This window comes from Streptomyces sp. NPDC044921 (genome assembly GCF_056432865.1).
The window spans coordinates 1-1,406 of sequence record NZ_JBWKIF010000049.1; the positions used below are offsets into that span (position 1 = coordinate 1).

Below are 1,406 nucleotides of genomic sequence, written 5' to 3' on the forward strand. Positions count from 1 at the left end.
CTAGTACTGCAACGGTGCTTGCCGTGACTGATGGCCAGGTCAGGGGCTGTGTCCGCGTCGTTTGTAGTGGCTGGTGCGGGCCTGGTGCTGTCGTCGTCGGCGCCAGGTCGACCAGTGCAGGATGTGCTCGACGGGTGTGGGTCGGCGGTCGGTTAGGCGGGTGATCAGCCGTCGTATCTCGGCGAGGCTGAGGTGGACGAGCTGGGAGGATCCGTTTCTGCTTTTCCGGCATCCAGCTCGCGGGCTCGCAGGACGGTCAGGCAGGCGTGGGCGGCCATGGCGAGGGTCATGTGGCGGTGCCAGCCGGGATAGCGGCGGACCTGGTAGTCGTCCAGGCCGCATTCCTGCTTGGCGCTTTGGAAGCATTCCTCGATGGCCCATCGGCTGCCCGCGATGCGGATCAGGTCGTCCAGCGTGGTCCCGGCGGGGCAGTAGGCGATGTAGTAGGAGATCTCTTGCGGGCGGGCGACGCTGCGACGGGCGATGACCCAGTGGCGGCGGTCGGGCCGGTGCCAGGGCCGTACTTCCACACGTGCCCAGTCGTAGATCCGCAGGCCGTGGGCCCCGGTGCCGCAGGAACGGCGCTTCCATTTCTGCCGGGCAAGGCCGTTGAACAGGTCGTGGACGGGATGGTCGATCGCCCAGCGGGTGACCACGGTGTCGTGCCGGGTGGTGGCCATGACGTGGAAAACGTCCGCCCGCTCCAGCTCCGACCGCCAGCCTTTGCTGAACCCGTAGGCGGCGTCCGCGGTCACCCAGCGAAACGGGATCTTGTCCGTGATGGCGCGGCGGACCATCGCCTTGGCCATGGCCACCTTGGTCTGGAAGGCGACCTCGTCGTCGATGCCGGCCCGGCGGCACCCTTCCCGGTCATCGGTCCAGGACGTAGGCAGATACAAACGCCGGTCGATCAGTGTCCGCCCGCGGTCGGTGGCATAGGCGAGGAAGACGCCGACCTGGCAATTCTCCGTTCGCCCCGCGGTGCCGGAGTACTGCCGCTGCACCCCGGCCGACCGAGTCCCCTTCTTCAGAAAGCCCGTGTCGTCCACGACCAGGACGGCGTCGGGGTCGCCGAGGTTGTCGACCACGTACTGACGCACGTCGTCGAGCACCTCATCGGCGTCCCACTCGATCCGGTTCAACATCCGGTGGATCCGGTCCGGGCCCGCGTGGCCGGCTTCCTCCGCCAGCGTCCAGCCGTTCTTCCGCTGCAGCGGAGAGATCAGGCCCTGCATGTAAGCAAGTACCGACTCCCGGGGCTCCGATCTGCTGAACCGGTGCACGAACCGCTCATGCACAGCGTGCAGTTCACCCGCCCACAGCCTGACATCAGCAAGGTCCCCACCCATAACCACACCAACGACCGACCTGGCCATCAGTCACGGCAAGGACCGTTGCAGTACTAG

Annotated in this window: 1 protein-coding gene; it reads right to left on the reverse strand. The window is 67.0% G+C overall.

Features of this window, described 5'->3' with window-relative positions; genetic code table 11:
- Nucleotides 1-164: 164 nt before the first annotated feature.
- Nucleotides 165-1,349, reverse strand: coding sequence for an IS701 family transposase (locus tag AC07DA_RS36060; protein WP_479132482.1), 1,185 nt, complete (start codon nt 1,347-1,349; stop codon nt 165-167).
- Nucleotides 1,350-1,406 lie beyond the last annotated feature (57 nt).

Coding starts and splice junctions, on each gene's coding strand:
- AC07DA_RS36060 (WP_479132482.1), bottom strand. CDS start 1,349: ATGGGTGGGGACCTTGCTGATGTCAGGCTGTGGGCGGGTGAACTGCAC.